Source organism: Ectothiorhodospira shaposhnikovii (genome assembly GCF_022227765.1).
Lineage (GTDB): Bacteria > Pseudomonadota > Gammaproteobacteria > Ectothiorhodospirales > Ectothiorhodospiraceae > Ectothiorhodospira.
In genome coordinates, this window is record NZ_JAJMLZ010000006.1 from 146,402 (window position 1) to 161,389 (window position 14,988).

17 protein-coding genes are annotated in these 14,988 nt (G+C 64.7%); 16 read left to right on the plus strand and 1 reads right to left on the minus strand.

Annotation, left to right across the window (positions count from 1 at the left end; translation table 11 throughout):
* Window positions 1-20 precede the first annotated feature (20 nt).
* The 11 genes from LQD11_RS09725 (at window position 21) to hisC (ending at window position 9,372) form a co-directional block, all read left to right on the plus strand.
* Window positions 21-614 carry a DUF72 domain-containing protein gene (locus LQD11_RS09725; RefSeq protein ID WP_238617372.1) on the plus strand — a complete coding sequence of 198 codons (594 nt, stop codon included), beginning with the start codon at window positions 21-23 and terminating at the stop codon, window positions 612-614.
* A gap of 73 nt (window positions 615-687) precedes the next feature.
* Window positions 688-1,509: an ATP-binding cassette domain-containing protein gene (locus LQD11_RS09730; protein WP_412852740.1), complete on the plus strand. Its 822-nt coding sequence runs from the start codon at window positions 688-690 to the stop codon at window positions 1,507-1,509.
* On the plus strand, window positions 1,509-2,288 hold the full coding sequence (gene mlaE / locus LQD11_RS09735) for a lipid asymmetry maintenance ABC transporter permease subunit MlaE (protein WP_238617484.1): 780 nt from the start codon (window positions 1,509-1,511) through the stop codon (window positions 2,286-2,288). The genes LQD11_RS09730 and mlaE overlap by 1 nt, the downstream gene beginning before the upstream one ends.
* A 15-nt stretch (window positions 2,289-2,303) precedes the next feature.
* On the plus strand, window positions 2,304-2,762 hold the full coding sequence (gene mlaD, locus LQD11_RS09740; protein ID WP_238617373.1) for an outer membrane lipid asymmetry maintenance protein MlaD: 459 nt from the start codon (window positions 2,304-2,306) through the stop codon (window positions 2,760-2,762).
* Between the two features lie 17 nt (window positions 2,763-2,779).
* Complete coding sequence (locus LQD11_RS09745) at window positions 2,780-3,433, plus strand: MlaC/ttg2D family ABC transporter substrate-binding protein (protein WP_238617374.1); 654 nt, start codon at window positions 2,780-2,782, stop codon at window positions 3,431-3,433.
* Complete coding sequence (locus LQD11_RS09750) at window positions 3,430-3,735, plus strand: STAS domain-containing protein (RefSeq protein WP_238617375.1); 306 nt, start codon at window positions 3,430-3,432, stop codon at window positions 3,733-3,735. The genes LQD11_RS09745 and LQD11_RS09750 overlap by 4 nt, the downstream gene beginning before the upstream one ends.
* Before the next feature lie 50 nt (window positions 3,736-3,785).
* Complete coding sequence (gene murA, locus LQD11_RS09755; protein WP_238617376.1) at window positions 3,786-5,045, plus strand: UDP-N-acetylglucosamine 1-carboxyvinyltransferase; 1,260 nt, start codon at window positions 3,786-3,788, stop codon at window positions 5,043-5,045.
* Between the two features lie 5 nt (window positions 5,046-5,050).
* The gene (hisG, locus tag LQD11_RS09760; protein WP_238617377.1) at window positions 5,051-5,692 is read left to right on the plus strand and encodes an ATP phosphoribosyltransferase; all 642 of its coding nucleotides are present in this window, start codon (window positions 5,051-5,053) and stop codon (window positions 5,690-5,692) included.
* 82 nt (window positions 5,693-5,774) lie between these two features.
* The gene (locus LQD11_RS09765; RefSeq protein ID WP_008930952.1) at window positions 5,775-6,830 is read left to right on the plus strand and encodes a 3-deoxy-7-phosphoheptulonate synthase; all 1,056 of its coding nucleotides are present in this window, start codon (window positions 5,775-5,777) and stop codon (window positions 6,828-6,830) included.
* Window positions 6,831-6,926: 96 nt separating this feature from the next.
* On the plus strand, window positions 6,927-8,243 hold the full coding sequence (gene hisD / locus LQD11_RS09770; protein ID WP_238617378.1) for a histidinol dehydrogenase: 1,317 nt from the start codon (window positions 6,927-6,929) through the stop codon (window positions 8,241-8,243).
* 31 nt (window positions 8,244-8,274) lie between these two features.
* Entirely contained in the window at window positions 8,275-9,372 is a 1,098-nt protein-coding gene (hisC, locus tag LQD11_RS09775; RefSeq protein WP_238617379.1) for a histidinol-phosphate transaminase, read from the plus strand.
* 20 nt (window positions 9,373-9,392) lie between these two features.
* Here hisC and LQD11_RS09780 read toward each other — a convergent pair whose 3' ends face one another.
* Window positions 9,393-10,553 (minus strand): Do family serine endopeptidase, encoded by a 1,161-nt coding sequence (locus LQD11_RS09780; protein ID WP_238617380.1) that lies wholly within the window; start codon window positions 10,551-10,553, stop codon window positions 9,393-9,395.
* Between the two features lie 65 nt (window positions 10,554-10,618).
* Between LQD11_RS09780 and LQD11_RS09785 the strand changes: the two genes are divergently transcribed.
* The 5 genes from LQD11_RS09785 (at window position 10,619) to LQD11_RS09805 (ending at window position 14,982) form a co-directional block, all read left to right on the plus strand.
* Entirely contained in the window at window positions 10,619-11,368 is a 750-nt protein-coding gene (locus LQD11_RS09785; RefSeq protein WP_238617381.1) for a Nif3-like dinuclear metal center hexameric protein, read from the plus strand.
* 189 nt (window positions 11,369-11,557) lie between these two features.
* Window positions 11,558-12,160, plus strand: coding sequence for a ubiquinol-cytochrome c reductase iron-sulfur subunit (petA, locus tag LQD11_RS09790; protein WP_238617382.1), 603 nt, complete (start codon window positions 11,558-11,560; stop codon window positions 12,158-12,160).
* Window positions 12,157-13,539 (plus strand): cytochrome b, encoded by a 1,383-nt coding sequence (locus tag LQD11_RS09795; protein ID WP_238617383.1) that lies wholly within the window; start codon window positions 12,157-12,159, stop codon window positions 13,537-13,539. The genes petA and LQD11_RS09795 overlap by 4 nt, the downstream gene beginning before the upstream one ends.
* A complete protein-coding gene (locus LQD11_RS09800) occupies window positions 13,539-14,273 on the plus strand; it encodes a cytochrome c1 (RefSeq protein ID WP_238617384.1) in 735 nt (244 codons plus the stop codon). The genes LQD11_RS09795 and LQD11_RS09800 overlap by 1 nt, the downstream gene beginning before the upstream one ends.
* An 85-nt stretch (window positions 14,274-14,358) precedes the next feature.
* Window positions 14,359-14,982, plus strand: a complete 624-nt coding sequence (locus LQD11_RS09805) for a glutathione S-transferase N-terminal domain-containing protein (protein ID WP_238617385.1) — start codon at window positions 14,359-14,361, stop codon at window positions 14,980-14,982.
* The last annotated feature ends 6 nt before the right edge of the window (window positions 14,983-14,988 follow it).

The following is a 14,988-nucleotide window of genomic DNA, read 5'->3' on the forward strand; positions in this document are numbered from 1 at the left end:
GCTGTGGGGGACGGGGCGCCATGGCTGATCGGGCGGATTTTACCCTGGACTTCGGGGTTCGTGACTGGGAACACCCGGCTTGGCTGGCGCAATTCTACCCGGATGATCTGCCGGCGTCCTGGCGTTTGTCGTATTACGCCAATGAATTTCGTGCCGTGCTGGTGCCCAGGGAGCGGCGCCTGGCCGCCGGTGAGGCCGGCATGCGTGTCTGGCGGGACGAGGTGTCCCGGGGGTTCCGGTTCTATCTGGAGCTGTCACCGGAGGACGATGCGGTCGTGCCCGCCAGAGCCGAGGCGGTCCTGGGTGATCATCTGGCCGGCTATGTGATGGCGGCCGGGGCGGCCCTTCCTCCGCCCGGCACGGGCCGGCCCTGGTTTGCATCCCGTGCCGAGTCCGGTTCGGCGCGACTCTGGACCGGCATGGATGCCCCGGGCGCCTGTGGTGGCGTGGGCCTGCTGACACTGGATGGCCCGCCGGACCTGCGGGCCTTGCGTGGGCAGTTGGAGTGTTTCATCCACGGCAGCCCGGCCGGGGCGGGGCTGCTGTTCATGGATGCCGGACCCGGTACGGTGGATCAGGCCATGACCATTGCCGCGCTGCTGGGAGTGGCTTGACAGGACCCGGACGGCCCGGGAACATTCACGGTGCCTGACCACCCGCCCCCCATTCAAACCCAGGACCCGGACCATCGACGCCTCTCCCGACAAGACGCCCTGGATCGAGATCCGTGATCTGCATTTTGCCCGCGGTGATCGCAAGATCTTCGACGGCCTGAACATCACCATTCCCCAGGGGCAGGTGACGGCCATCATGGGCCCCAGCGGCACCGGCAAGACCACGTTGCTGCGGCTGATCGGGGGGCAGCTGCGCCCCGATCACGGCCAGGTGCTGGTGGAGGGGCGGGACGTACATCGTCTTTCTCGCCGGGAGCTGTATCGCCTGCGCCGTCGCATGGGCATGCTGTTTCAGAGCGGGGCACTGCTCACGGATCTGAACGTCTTTGACAACGTGGCCTTTCCCATTCGCGAGAACACCCGCCTGCCGGAGCCGCTGGTGCGCAACCTGGTGCTCATGAAGCTGGAGGCGGTGGGCCTGCGCGGCGCGGTGTCCCTCATGCCCAGTGAGCTCTCCGGCGGCATGGCCCGGCGGGTGGCCCTGGCCCGCGCCATCGCCCTGGACCCGCTGCTGATGATGTATGACGAACCCTTTACCGGCCTGGACCCCATCACCATGGGCGTCATCGTGTCCCTCATCCGTCGCCTCAACGATGCCCTGGGCATGACCAGTATCGTCGTGTCTCACGATGTGGCCGAGGCCGGCTCCATCGCCGACTGGGTCTACCTCATTTCCGAGGGCAGGGTGGTGGATGCCGGTCCGCCGGAGCAGTTGCGCCGGGAGGCCTCGGACTGGTCCCGTCAGTTTCTGGAAGGCTTGCCGGATGGTCCGGTTCCCTTCCATTATCCGGCGCCGGATTATCTGGATGACCTCATGGGAGGCGATACACGGTGATGGGACCTTTCCAACGGCTGGGGCGCTCGGCACTGGGCGTGCTGGAACGCCTGGGGCGGGGCCACCTGTTCCTGCTGCGCACCCTGCTGGCCATGGGGACGCTGGTGCGTCGTCCGGGGTTGCTGCTGCGGGAAATCTATTCGGTGGGGGTGTTGTCCCTGCTGATCATTGCCGTGTCCGGCCTGTTCGTGGGCATGGTGCTGGGGTATCAGGGTTACATCACCCTGGTGGACTTCGGTGCCGCCGAGGCCCTGGGTACCGTCGTCGCCCTGTCCCTGGTCCGTGAACTGGGGCCGGTGGTGACCGCGCTGCTGTTTGCCGGTCGGGCCGGTTCCGCGCTGACGGCGGAGATCGGCCTGATGAAGGCGACGGAACAGCTCTCCAGCATGGAAATGATGGCGGTGGACCCGTACAAGCGGGTGATTGCGCCGCGTTTTCTGGCCGGCGTGATCTCCCTGCCGTTGCTGGCGGCGATCTTCAGTGCCGTCGGCGTGGCCGGCGGCTATTTCATCGGTGTGGGGGTGCTCGGGGTGGATGCCGGCGCCTACTGGTCGCAGATGCAGGCCAGCGTGGATTTCCACGAAGACGTCATGAACGGCGTGATCAAGAGCATGGTCTTTGGCGTGGTGGCTGCCTGGATCGCCGTATTTGAAGGTTACGATGCCACGCCCACCTCGGAAGGGGTGAGCCGGGCCACCACGCGCACCGTGGTGCACACGGCACTGGCCATTCTGGCCCTGGACTTCATTCTGACCGGACTCATGTTCGGTGATATCTGATAACGGGACGGCAAGATGACGACGCGCAGGATCGAGATCACCGTGGGCATCTTCGTGGCCCTGGGCCTGGCGGCCCTGTTCATGCTCGCCGTGCAGGTGAGCAACCTGGGCGAGTACCGGGGCGGCGACGGCTATGAGGTGCATGCCTATTTCAACAACATCGGCGGCCTGAAGGTGCGGGCCCCGGTGACCATGGCCGGGGTACGGGTCGGTCGGGTGAGCGCCATCACCTATGACGCCGAGCGCTTTCAGGCCCGGGTCAGCTTCACCATCTCCGCCCGCTATGACCAGTTGCCCACGGATACCCAGGCCAGCATCTATACCGCCGGACTGCTGGGAGAGCAGTATATCGCCCTGGAGCCCGGCGGCGAGGATGAGGTGCTGCGGGACGGCGACGTGATCCTGTTCACCCAGTCGGCCCTGGTGCTGGAGGAACTGATCGGCCGGGTGCTGGTCAACCTTACCGGAAACTGATGTGGAGTCCCCTTGTGATGAAGCCCCTTGTCCATCTGACTTTCACGGCCTGTCTGGTACTGGTCCTCAGCCTGGTGCCGGCGGCGGCGGCCACCCAGGACCCGGTGAAGCTGGTGGAGCAGACCTCCGCCCGGGTGCTGGACAAACTGCGGGAAGATCCTGAGCGGACCCGCAATGATCCGGAGTTTCTCTATGCCCTGGTGGACGACATCATCCTGCCGGTGGTGGATGTCCAGGGCATGTCGCGGCTGATCCTGGCCCGGCACTGGCGTACCGCCACCCCCGAGCAGCGGGAGCGATTCACGACGGCCTTCCAGAACATGCTCATGCGCACCTACACCCTGCAGATGGCCGAGCACATGGACAAGGATATCCGGGTCCTGCCCCATCGCAGCCGTCAGGATGATCGCATGGCTTCGGTGGCCACCGAGATCGTGATGGGGCAGGGGCGATCCAACATCCCCGTCATCTACAGCCTGCGGCCCGTGGACGGAGAATGGAAGATTTTCGATCTGACCGTGGAGGGGCTGAGCTTCGTGACCAATTTCCGCACCAACTTCGGTGCCGAGGTGGAGCGCCATGGCCTGGATGCCCTGATCGAGCGCCTGGAGGCCGGTGACGAATCCCTCATCGAGGAGGCCGTTCAGGCCGATGTGGGGGCGAGCCGGTGAGCGATGCGCGGCTGGAACGCACCGAGGCCGGTATCCGGGTGACGGGTGAACTCACCCTGGTCACGGTACCCGATCTGTGGCGGGAATCCCGAGGCCTGCTCCAGGGTGGGTCCGGCCCCTGCCGGGTGGATCTGTCGGGGGTGACCCGAAGTGACAGTGCCGGCGTGGCGCTGCTCGTCGGCTGGATGAAGGACTGCGCTGGTACCCATGGCGATCATCTGATCTTCACCGGCATGCCCGAGCGCATGCGGGCCCTGGTCGCGGTCAGCGATCTGGAGGACGTGCTGCGGCAAGAGGCCTGATTGCCGGTACTCCCCCCCGGACGCCCTTTTCCGCTATCATCCTTCCCCCTATGGATAAACTGATCATCTGCGGTGGCCGCCCGCTGGAGGGTGATGTACGCATCTCCGGCGCCAAGAATGCGGTCCTTCCCATCCTGGCAGCCACGCTGCTGGCCGATGGCCCCATGACCATCGGCAACGTCCCGCATCTGCAGGATGTCACCACCACCATGGAACTGCTCGGGCGCATGGGCGTGTCCCTGACGGTGGACGAACGCATGCGCATCGAAGTCAATCCCACCACGCTCAACCAGTGCGTGGCGCCCTATGAGCTGGTACGTACCATGCGTGCCTCCATCCTGGTACTGGGTCCCCTGTTGGCCCGTTACGGGGAGGCCGAGGTGTCCCTGCCGGGGGGGTGCGCCATCGGCTCCCGTCCGGTGAACATCCATCTGGAGGGGCTGGCCGCCATGGGAGCCGACATCCGGGTGGAAGGGGGGTACATCCGTGCCCGCGCCAACCGCCTCAAGGGGGCGCGTCTGGTGTTGGACACGGTGACCGTGACCGGCACCGAGAATCTGCTGATGGCCGCGACCCTGGCCGATGGCGTCACCGTCATCGAGAATGCCGCCCGCGAACCGGAAGTGGTGGATCTGGCCAACTGCCTCAAGGCCATGGGGGCCAGAATCTCGGGGGCCGGGACCGACACCATCACCGTGGAGGGTGTGCCGAATCTGCACGGCTGTGAATACACCGTGCTGGCCGACCGGATCGAGACCGGCACCTTCCTGGTGGCGGGTGCCATGACCGGTGGCCGGGTGCGCGCCCGCGATACCGCGCCCAAGACCCTGGATGCCGTGCTGGTCAAGCTGGAAGAGGCCGGTGCCCACATCACTGTGGGGGAGGACTGGATCGAGCTGGACATGCGGGGACGTCGGCCCCGGTCGGTGAGTTTGCGCACGGCACCGTATCCTGCCTTTCCCACCGACATGCAGGCCCAGTTCGTGGCTCTGAATACCGTGGCCGAGGGTACCGCCACCATCACCGAGACCGTGTTTGAAAACCGCTTCATGCATGCCCTGGAGATGCAGCGCATGGGTGCCGACATCCGGGTCGAGGGCAACACCGCCATCATTCGCGGGGTTCCGCGCCTGAAGGCGGCACCGGTGATGGCCACCGACCTGCGGGCCTCGGCCAGCCTGATTCTGGCCGGTCTGGTCAGTGATGGCGAGACCCTGGTGGATCGCATCTATCACATCGACCGCGGCTATGAATGCATCGAGGAGAAACTCTCCCAGCTCGGCGCCATCATCCGCCGCGTGCCCGGATAAGCCCCATGCCAGAACAGACACTGACCATCGCCCTGTCCAAGGGGCGGATCTACAAGGATACCCTGCCGCTGCTGGCGGAAGCCGGGATCGAGCCGAAGGACGATCCGGAGACCAGTCGCAAGCTGATACTGGATACCAACCGTGACGACGTGAAGTTGGTGGTGATCCGCGCCACCGATGTGCCCACTTATGTGCAGTACGGGGCCGCCGATGTGGGGGTTTCCGGCAAGGATGTGCTGATGGAGCACGGCGGGGAAGGGTTGTACGAGCCCCTGGATCTGAACATCGCCCGCTGCCGTCTGATGGTGGCGGGGCGTCCGGAGGCCGCGGCGCGGGCCGGCCGCCTGCGGGTTGCCACCAAGTTTGTCAACACCACCCGTCGTTATTATGCCGAGCAGGGTAAGCAGGTGGAGATCATCAAGCTCTACGGTTCCATGGAACTGGCGCCGTTGGTGGGGCTGTCCGACTGTATCGTGGACCTGGTGGACACCGGCAATACCCTCAAGGCCAACGGCCTGGTGCCCCTGGAGCACATTGCCGACATCAGCTCCCGTCTGGTGGTGAACAAGGCCTCCATGAAGATGAAGTCCGCGCGCGTCAAGCGTCTGCTCAAGGATCTTGAGGCGGCGGTGGCGAGGCGGGCCTAGACCGCCTGCCCCCCAATGACGGCCGGCTCCCGCGGTGACTTGTGATTGCCCTGACCGTTTCCCGAGAGGATCATGAAATTCGATGCCATACCAGACCGATGATCTGAGAATCCTGGGTATCCAGGAAGTGTCCCCCCCGGAACAGCTCCACCGGGAGTATCCCGTCAGCGACGAAGCCGCCCGGACCGTTTACGAGTCCCGCAACGCCATTCACCGGATACTCAAGGGGGAGGATGATCGTCTGCTGGTGATCGCCGGTCCCTGCTCCATCCATGACGTGGAGGCAGCCCGGGACTACGCGGCCCGTCTGAAGGGATTGCGGGATGAACTGGCGGCCGACCTGGAAGTGGTGATGCGGGTCTATTTCGAAAAGCCCCGGACCATCGTCGGCTGGAAGGGGCTCATCAACGATCCCGACCTGGACAACAGTTTTCAGATCAACAAGGGCCTGCGCCTGGCCCGCGGCCTGTTGCTGGACCTGGCCCGACGGGGCGTACCGGCCGCCACCGAATATCTCGACCTGATCAGCCCCCAGTACGTGGCGGACCTGGTGGCCTGGGGCGCCATCGGCGCCCGTACCACCGAAAGCCAGGTACATCGCGAGCTGGCCTCAGGGCTGTCCTGTCCGGTGGGCTTCAAGAACAGCACCGACGGCAGCCTGCAGGTGGCTGTCGACGCCATTCGTTCCAGCTCGAAACCCCATCATTTCCTGTCCGTGACCAAGGCGGGACGCTCGGCCATCTTCTCCACGGCGGGCAACGGGGACTGCCACATCATCCTGCGGGGCGGCAAGACGCCCAATTACGACCCCAAGAGCCTGGACGAGGCCGCCGAGGCCCTGCAGGATGCCGGTCTGCCGCCCCAGCTCATGATCGACTGCAGCCATGCCAACAGCCGCAAGGACCCGGCCCGCCAGGTGGAGGTGACCCGTTCCGTGGCGGCTCAGATCCATGGCGGCGACCGTCGCATCATCGGTGTGATGCTGGAAAGTCATCTGGTGGCGGGTCGTCAGGACCTGGTGGCGGGCAAGCCTCCCGTCTACGGGCAGAGCATCACCGATGCCTGCATGAGCTGGGATGACACCGCCCCCCTGTTGCGGGAGCTGGCCGCCGCGGTCAAGGCCCGTCGCGGCCGTTGAAGGCCCTGGTTGCCATCCTGTCTGCCTCTGCCCTTCTCCCCCAAGGGGAGAAGGGCGCGCTACACTAGCCAATCCATTCCGTTTCGAGGCGTCCCCATGCCGCAGATCAATCGCCTGGACTCCCGACAAGCCGATTTCCGCGCACGACTGGATCAGTTGCTGGCCTGGGAGAGCGTATCCGACGAGGCCGTGTTCACCACCGTGCGCGACATCCTGGCCGATGTACGACATCGGGGCGATGCGGCCGTGCTGGAATACACGGCCCGGTTCGACCGCCTGGAAAAGACCGCCGTGGCTGAGTTGGAGATCCACCGGGACCGGCTTGACCAGGCCCTGACCCGCATCGCCCCGGCGCACCGGCAGGCCCTGGAGCGGGCCGCGGAGCGAGTGCGCCGCTATGCCGAACATCAGAAACTGTCCGACTGGCAATACACCGAGCCCGACGGCACCGTGCTGGGCCAGCAGGTGAGCCCCCTGGATCGGGTCGGACTCTATGTGCCCGGCGGCAAGGCAGCCTATCCCTCCTCGGTGATCATGAACGCGATCCCGGCCAAGGTGGCCGGGGTACCCGAGGTGATCATGGTGGTACCCACGCCGGACGGGCAGGTGAACGACCTGGTGCTGGCGGCGGCGGCCGTGGCCGGGGTGGATCGGGTGTTTGCCATCGGCGGGGCCCAGGCGGTGGCGGCACTGGCCTACGGCACCGGGACCATTCCGCAGGTGGACAAGATCGTGGGCCCCGGCAACATCTATGTGGCCACCGCCAAGCGCATGGTTTTCGGGGCCGTGGGGATCGACATGGTGGCGGGGCCGTCCGAGATTCTGGTGGTCTGTGACGGCCGGACCGATCCCGACTGGATTGCCGCCGACCTGTTTTCCCAGGCCGAACATGACGAGGATGCCCAGGCCATCCTGGTCAGTCCCGACGCGGACTTCCTGGAGGCGGTGGCGGTCGCCATGGATGCCCTGCTTGAACGCATGCCCCGGGCCGAGATCATTCGTACGTCCCTGGCTGCCCGGGGTGCCCTGATCCGGGTACGGGATCTGGACGAGGCCGTGGAGGTGGCCAACCACGTGGCGCCGGAGCATCTGGAACTGTCCGTGGCCGAGCCCGAGGCCATGGCCCGGCGCATTCGCCATGCCGGTGCCATCTTCCTGGGGCGTCACACAGCCGAGGCCGTGGGTGACTACTGTGCCGGTCCCAACCACGTGCTGCCCACCTCCCGCACGGCGCGCTTTTCCTCGCCCCTGGGGGTCTATGACTTCCAGAAGCGCTCCAGCCTGATTCACTGCTCCGCCGCCGGGGCCTCCGATCTGGGTCGGACCGCCTCCGTGCTGGCTCGGGGGGAGGGGCTGGTCGCCCATGCCTGTTCGGCGGAATACCGCATCGACCCCAAGGTTGATGATCGCTGAGCCTGTTCCCATTGCCTGTGTCCACGATACGATGCCTCAAGACGCCCAAGCCGTGACGGCACCTTGCCCGGAACACCTGATCCGGACCGAGATCCGTGAACTGTCCGCCTACCCCGTGCCCTCGGCACAGGGCCTGATCAAGCTGGATGCCATGGAAAATCCCTATGAGTGGCCGCGGGACTTGCGCGATGCCTGGGCCGAGACCTTGAGTCGGCTGCCGGTCAACCGGTATCCGGACCCGAAGGGCACCGAACTCGTGGCCCGTCTGCGCACGGTGATGGGGGTGCCCGGCGAGGCGGCATTGCTGCTGGGCAACGGTTCCGACGAGCTGATCCAGATCCTGCTCATGGCCGTGTCCGGTCCCGGGCGGGTGGTGATGGCGCCGGAGCCCGGCTTTGTCATGTACCGGATGGTGGCCCGCTGGCTGGGTCTGGAGTTTGTCGGTATCCCCCTCAAGCCGGATTTTTCCCTGGACATGCCGGCCATGCTGGCGGCGCTGGAACGACACCGGCCGGCCGTGATGTTCCTGGCCTGGCCCAATAATCCCACCGGCAATCTCTGGCCGCGGGCCGACATGGAAACGCTGATCCGGGCGGCACCCGGGCTGGTGGTGGTGGACGAGGCCTATGGCCCCTTTGCCCGGGACAGCTTTCTGCCGGACGTGGGCAGCGACGGGCGCCTGCTGGTGATGCGTACCGTCTCCAAGCTGGGGCTGGCCGGACTTCGGCTGGGTTATCTATGCGGGATGCCGGCGTGGATCGGGGAACTGGACAAGGTCCGCCTGCCTTACAACATCAATGTCCTGACCCAGGCGGCGGCGGAATTTGCACTGGCCCATCACGGGGTGCTGGATGAGCAGGCGGCCTGGATTCGCCGGGACCGGGAGGCGTTGTTCAAGGCCCTGGCGGCCCTGCCGGGGGTGGAGCCCTTCCCCAGCGAGGCGAATTTCATCCTGTTCCGGGTGCCGTCCGCCCGGGGGCGGGAGATCTTCGAGGGGATCCGTGCCGGCGGGGTGCTGATCAAGGACCTGTCGGGGCAGGGCGGCCTGCTGGCCGACTGCCTGCGGGTGACGGTGGGGGCGCCGGAGGAAAACGCCCGCTTCCTGGCGGCCCTTGAGGCCGTGCTCTGACGCCTTGGGGCGGTCCCGGATCAGGACGACCTGCGCACGGCCGGCCGCTGACCCACCTCGGCCCGGATCTGTACCGGCCGGCCCTCGCGCACCCCCTGGATAGCCAGGGTCTCGCCGGGCTTGCGGCGGGCAATGAAGTTCAGGGCATCTTGGGCGTCATTCACCCGGTCGCCATCCAGGTGCGTGATGACATCCCCGGGGCGGATTCCGGCCCGGGCCGCCGGGCCGCCGGAGAGCACCCCGGCGATGAGGATGCCGCGGGCATCCGGGAGGCCGAAGGACTGGGCCAGTTGCGGCGTGATCTCCTGGACCTCAATGCCCAGCCAGCCACGCACCACGGTGCCCTTTTCGATGATCTGGGTCATCACGTCCCGGGCCAGGTCCACTGGAATGGCAAAGCCGATGCCCTGGGAGCCGCCGGAACGGGTGAAGATGGCGGTGTTGATGCCCACCAGTTCGCCGTGGGCGTTCACCAGGGCGCCGCCGGAGTTGCCCGGATTGATGGCGGCATCGGTCTGGATGAAGTCTTCATAGGTGTTGATGCCCAGGCGACTGCGACCGGTGGCGCTGACGATGCCCAGGGTCACGGTCTGGCCCACGCCGAAGGGATTGCCGATGGCCAGGACCACGTCACCCACCCGCAGGCCGGCGGAGGCGCCGACCACGATGCTGGGCAGGGTGCGCCCGGCCGCGTCGATCCTCAGGATGGCCAGATCGGTCTCGGGGTCTGTGCCGACCACGGTGGCCGCCACGCTGCGCCCATCCGCGAGCAGGGCCTCGATCTCGTCGGCGCCCTCGATGACGTGATTGTTGGTGAGAATGAAGCCCTGGGGGCTGATGATCACGCCGGAGCCCAGGCTGGTCTGGGTGCGCTGTCGGGGATTGTCGAAGCGATCACCGAAGAACTGCCGGAACAGGGGGTCGTCCATGAAGGGGTGGCTGCGTTGCACCACCGTCTTGCGGGTGTGGATGTTGACCACGGCCGGGGCGGCCTGGCTCACGGCGTCGGCATAGGACACCGGACCCGTCATGGGGCCGCTCAGGGTGGCGCGCTCGCTTTGTCGCACCTCCACCACGGGGCGAGGTTCCCGCAGCAGGTCGGGAAAGAACAGCAGCATGAGGGCGGCCACGGCAAGGCCGACGCCCACTACCTGAAGCAGGAAACGACTGATCGGGGTCATGGCAATAACATACCATACTGGTGTAGGGTCATGGCCCGCCAACATTGCAATATGGAGATAAGCTTATGGTCGCTCTGCGGGACCTGATCAGCCATGTCGACACGTTGCTCAATGTGGGCGCATTTACCGACTATAGCCCTAACGGGCTTCAAGTTCAGGGCAGACCTCACGTTTCCCGTCTTGTGACCGGCGTGACCGCCAGTCGGGCGCTGATTGAAGCCGCCATCGAGCAGGGCGCGGATGCCCTGCTGGTTCATCATGGTTACTTCTGGAAGGGTGAGGACGCCCGGATCGTCGGCATGAAGCGGGAGCGATTGCGTCTCCTGCTGGCGCATGACATCAGTCTGCTGGCTTACCATCTGCCCCTGGATGCGCACCCTGAGCTGGGGAATAACGCTCAGCTGGCTGGATTGCTGGATTTTCAGGTGCAGGGCGTCCTGCGTCCCGATGGCGTGGGCTTCTTCGGTGTGCCGGATGCCCCGCTGTCAGCGCAAGCGCTCGGGGAGCGCCTGTCCCGGCGCCTGGGGCGCGAGGCCCTCTGGATTCCCGGTGGTCCGGAGGTGATCCGTCGCCTTGGATGGTGTACCGGAGGTGCTCAGGGCATGGTTGAGAGGGCCGCGGAAATGGGGCTGGACGCCTACATCAGCGGCGAGGTCTCGGAGCAGACCGTGCATGTGGCCCGGGAAGCGGGCATTCACTATTTTGCCGCCGGGCATCATGCCACCGAGCGCTACGGACCCAGGGCGCTGGGTGAGTACCTGGCCAGAACATTAGCACTTTCGCATGAATTTATAGATGTAGAGAATCCTATTTGAATCAGATGGTTGTTGGAGGTCCGGGTGTTTCCTCTTGACGTTGTGGGCGTCTTCGGGAATCCTACTGCGTTTTGAGTGCCCCGACGGGTTGACGGGTCTTTGGATCGGCGAGGGGATTTTCAGTGCCCGGCCGATGAGGGGTGCCCGTGAACCAGCGGTCTTTTTGGAACTCAATTGGAGATCTTTTTGATGGCTAACGAAGGCGTGAACCAGAGTCGACGGCGATTCCTGGTCGCGGCCACCAGCGTGGTCGGCGGTGCAGGTGTCGTCGCGGTGGCCTACCCCTACCTGGCATCCTGGGCGCCCAGTGCCCGTGCTCAGGCGGCAGGTGCACCGGTTGAAGTGGATGTTTCCCAGGTAGAGCCGGGACAGCTCATTCGAGTGGAATGGCGGGGCAAGCCCATCTGGATTACCCACAGAACCCCGCAGATGCTTGAACTGCTGCCCGAAAACCGTCCCCGTCTGTCGGACCCGGATTCCACGGTTGTCTCCCAGCAGCCGGCTTACTGTCAGAACGAAACCCGGTCCATCAAGCCGGAGTATTCCATTCTGATTGGTATCTGCACCCATCTGGGTTGCTCCCCCAGCTATCGCCCGGAACTGGCTCCTCCGGACCTGGGCAGCGAATGGCGCGGCGGTTACTTCTGTGTGTGCCACGGCTCACGCTTCGATCTGGCCGGCCGGGTGTGGCGCAACGTGCCCGCCCCAATCAACCTGGCGGTTCCGCCCCACAAGTACCTGTCGGAGACCCTCGTCCTGATCGGCGAGGATGACGAAGGAGTTGCCGCATGAGAGCCCTAGTAGACTGGATCGACGCCAGATACCCGCTCACCAAGACCTGGAATGAGCATCTGGCCGAGTACTATGCGCCGAAGAATTTCAATTTCTGGTACTACTTCGGGTCCCTGGCCGTCCTGGTCCTGGTGATCCAGTTCGTCTCCGGTATCTTCCTGACCATGTTCTACAAGCCGGACGCCCAGCTGGCGTTCGCCTCCGTCGAGTACATCATGCGCGACGTGGAGTGGGGCTGGTTCATCCGCTACATGCACACCACGGGGGCCTCGGCCTTCTTCATCGTGGTCTATCTGCACATGTTCAGGGCCTTGATGTACGGTTCCTACAAGCGGCCCCGTGAACTGATCTGGATCATCGGCGTGGCCATCTACCTGGTGCTCATGGCGGAAGCCTTCGCCGGCTACATGCTGCCCTGGGGTCAGATGTCCTACTGGGGTGCCCAGGTGATCGTGAATCTGTTTGCCACCATTCCCGTGGTGGGCGGCGATCTGGTGACCTGGATCCGGGGTGACTTCCTGATCTCCGATGCCACCCTCAACCGCTTCTTCGCCCTGCACGTGGTGGCCCTGCCGCTGGTGCTGGTGATGCTGGTGTTCGTGCACATCGTGGCCCTGCATGCCGTGGGTTCCAACAACCCGGATGGCGTGGAAATCAAGAAGTTCACCGGCAGCAACGGTCATCCCGCCGACGGCATTCCCTTCCACCCCTACTACACCGTCAAGGACCTGTTCGGTTTCGGCGTGTTCCTGATCCTGTTCTTCGCGGTGGTGTTCTTTGCCCCCGAGGCCGGCGGCTACTTCATCGAGAAGGCCAACTTCCAGATGGCCGATCCGATGGTGACCCCTGAACTGATCCATCCGGTATGGTACTTCGGCACCTTCTACACCGTGCTGCGGGCGGTGCCCGATCCGTTCCTGGGCGTGCTGCTCATGTTCGGCGCCGTGCTGATCCTGTTCTTCCTGCCCTGGATCGACCGCAATCCGATCAAGTCCTGGCGCTATCGCAGCACCATCCACAAGTTCAACATCGTGTTCTTCGGTCTGACCTTCGTGGTGCTGGGCTATCTGGGTCTGAAGCCGGTGGAGCCCTTCTATGCCGAACTGGGTCTGCGCCTGACGGCCGTCTACCTGCTGTTCTTCTTCGTGCTCTGGTTCCATAGCCAGCCCCGGTCTTCCCTGTTCAGCTGGCTGTCCTTCCTGGTGCTGGTGGGCGGTTACACCTACTGGGATTACCTGCGCCTTGAGGCCGGTGTCGACCAGACTCTGCTGGTGGCCATGTGGTTCATTCCGACCGTGTACCTGGTGATCTGCCTGCTGCTGCCCCTGTACACCCAGCTCAACGAGGAAAAGCCGGTTCCGGCGAGGGTGACTTCGTGATGAAAAAGACAATTGCACTCGTGTTCATGATGGTCTGCGCGGCGCCCGTTGCGGCGCTGGCGGCCGGACCTGCCAAGCCCCTGGATCGGGCCAATATCGACATGACCGATACGGCCTCCCTGCAGCGTGGCGCGGAGTACTTCTTCCAGTACTGCATCGGCTGTCATTCGATCCAGTTCAAGCGCTACAACCGCATGGGCAATGACCTGGGTCTGAGTGACGATCAGCTGCGGGAACGGTTCATCCATACCCGCGACCAGTCCGGTGACCAGACGGGTGTCGGCGAGCTGATCAAGATCGCCATGAAGCCCGATGATGCGGAAGAGTGGTTCGGTCAGCCCGCGCCCGACCTGAGCCTGACGGCTCGCCTGCGGGGCACGGACTGGATCTACACCACGCTGCGCAGCTTCTACCTGGATGACAGCCGTCCCATGGGCGTGAACAATGCCATCTTTGAAGCCATGAGCATGCCCCATGTCCTGTGGGAACTGCAGGGCTGGCAGGCCAACGTGGGTGAAGAGGGTCACATCAAGCTGGAGAAGGTTGCCGAAGGCAAGCTGACCACCGAGGAATACAACGAAGTGGTCCGCGACATCACCAACTTCCTGGCCTATGTGGCGGACCCCGTGAAGGTGGAGCGTCACGAGCTGGGCAAGTGGGTGCTCCTGTTCCTGGCCTTCTTTACCTTCGTGGCCTACCTGCTGAAGAAGGAATACTGGAGAGACGTGCACTGATCGTCGTTCCAGGAAAGGGGCAGGGATGCCCCTTTTTTCCAGCCGGCCGCCTGGATCCTGTCGGCCGACCGACCGGAGAGCCTCCATGGCGTTAATCGCCAATCGTAGATCCGTCATGACGCTCTTTTCAGCACCCACCTGTCCGCGATGTCATTCGGTCAGGATCGTGCTGGCTGAAAAGGACATCACGGTGGACATCCACCAGCTTGAACCAGGCGAAAAGTCCGAAGACCTTTCCGACCTGAACCCCTATAACTCGGTCCCCACGTTGGTGGATCGGGAACTGGTGCTCTACGGCACTCAGGTCATCCACGAATATCTCGACGAGCGTTTCCCCCATCCTCCCCTGATGCCGGTGGATCCGGTGGCCCGCGCCACCGCCCGTCTGGCCCTCTATCGGGTGGAGATGGACTGGTACCGTGGCCTGGAAAGCCTGGATGCCACCTCGGACAAGCAGGCCGCCAAGGCCCGCAAGATCCTGCACGAGAGCCTGGTGGCGGCCAGTGAGATCTTCGCCATCAAGCCCTATTTTCTCAGTGATGAATTCAGTCTGGTGGACGCGGCCATTGCGCCGGTCATGTGGCGACTGCCTCATTACGGGATCCCGCTGGAAAAGCTGCCGGCCCCCATTCGTGACTACGCCCGGCGCATGTTTGCCCGGGATGCCTTCCGGCAGAGCCTGACCGAGGCCGAGAAGGAGATGCACTGACTCCGG

Excerpts from the sequence above, each read along its gene's own strand:
- LQD11_RS09725 (WP_238617372.1), top strand. The coding sequence starts at position 21 with ATGGCTGATCGGGCGGATTTTACCCTGGACTTCGGGGTTCGTGACTGG.
- mlaE (WP_238617484.1), top strand. The coding sequence starts at position 1,509 with ATGGGACCTTTCCAACGGCTGGGGCGCTCGGCACTGGGCGTGCTGGAA.
- mlaD (WP_238617373.1), top strand. The coding sequence starts at position 2,304 with ATGACGACGCGCAGGATCGAGATCACCGTGGGCATCTTCGTGGCCCTG.
- LQD11_RS09745 (WP_238617374.1), top strand. The coding sequence starts at position 2,780 with ATGAAGCCCCTTGTCCATCTGACTTTCACGGCCTGTCTGGTACTGGTC.
- murA (WP_238617376.1), top strand. The coding sequence starts at position 3,786 with ATGGATAAACTGATCATCTGCGGTGGCCGCCCGCTGGAGGGTGATGTA.
- hisG (WP_238617377.1), top strand. The coding sequence starts at position 5,051 with ATGCCAGAACAGACACTGACCATCGCCCTGTCCAAGGGGCGGATCTAC.
- LQD11_RS09765 (WP_008930952.1), top strand. The coding sequence starts at position 5,775 with ATGCCATACCAGACCGATGATCTGAGAATCCTGGGTATCCAGGAAGTG.
- hisD (WP_238617378.1), top strand. The coding sequence starts at position 6,927 with ATGCCGCAGATCAATCGCCTGGACTCCCGACAAGCCGATTTCCGCGCA.
- hisC (WP_238617379.1), top strand. The coding sequence starts at position 8,275 with ATGCCTCAAGACGCCCAAGCCGTGACGGCACCTTGCCCGGAACACCTG.
- LQD11_RS09780 (WP_238617380.1), bottom strand. The coding sequence starts at position 10,553 with ATGACCCCGATCAGTCGTTTCCTGCTTCAGGTAGTGGGCGTCGGCCTT.
- LQD11_RS09785 (WP_238617381.1), top strand. The coding sequence starts at position 10,619 with ATGGTCGCTCTGCGGGACCTGATCAGCCATGTCGACACGTTGCTCAAT.
- petA (WP_238617382.1), top strand. The coding sequence starts at position 11,558 with ATGGCTAACGAAGGCGTGAACCAGAGTCGACGGCGATTCCTGGTCGCG.
- LQD11_RS09795 (WP_238617383.1), top strand. The coding sequence starts at position 12,157 with ATGAGAGCCCTAGTAGACTGGATCGACGCCAGATACCCGCTCACCAAG.
- LQD11_RS09800 (WP_238617384.1), top strand. The coding sequence starts at position 13,539 with ATGAAAAAGACAATTGCACTCGTGTTCATGATGGTCTGCGCGGCGCCC.
- LQD11_RS09805 (WP_238617385.1), top strand. The coding sequence starts at position 14,359 with ATGGCGTTAATCGCCAATCGTAGATCCGTCATGACGCTCTTTTCAGCA.